1 protein-coding gene is annotated in these 494 nt (G+C 51.8%); it reads left to right on the top strand.

The window, feature by feature from the left end; all coding sequences use genetic code 11:
• Nucleotides 1–92 precede the first annotated feature (92 nt).
• Nucleotides 93–470, top strand: a complete 378-nt coding sequence (locus tag HX884_RS26735; RefSeq protein WP_110820896.1) for a transposase — start codon at nucleotides 93–95, stop codon at nucleotides 468–470.
• Nucleotides 471–494: the final 24 nt, after the last annotated feature.

Raw genomic sequence — 494 nt, 5'->3', positions numbered from 1 at the left:
GTAAGCGTACAGCGTGAACCGTCTGGTCATAATCTGAAGCATCCGACAAAGTGGTGTCCACCAAATAAGTAGTGGGAACCAAAGTGTCAGATATGCAGAAAAATATGACTCCCGGCAGGCGTAAAGGCTGCCCTCATTATTCTCCTGAGTTTAAACAGCAACTCGTTGCTGCCTCCTGCGAACCCGGGATATCCATCTCAAAACTGGCGCTTGAAAATGGCATTAATGCCAATCTGCTCTTTAAATGGCGCCAGCAGTGGCGCGAGGGAAAGCTGCTATTACCTTCCTCTGAGAGTCCTCAGTTACTTCCTGTGACTCTCGATGCCACCGCCGTACAACCAGAACCGCCCGCTGAGGACTCAGAGCTCAGCATCAGCTGTGAGGTAACGTTCCGGCACGGGACACTCCGCCTCAACGGCACTGTCAGCGAAAAGCTTCTGACTCTGCTGATACAGGAACTGAAGCGATGATCCCGCTACCAACAGGCACCAAAA

Source organism: Enterobacter sp. SECR19-1250, assembly GCF_013391025.1.
GTDB lineage: Bacteria > Pseudomonadota > Gammaproteobacteria > Enterobacterales > Enterobacteriaceae > Enterobacter > Enterobacter cloacae.
This window is presented reverse-complemented; position numbering and strand designations above follow the sequence as displayed.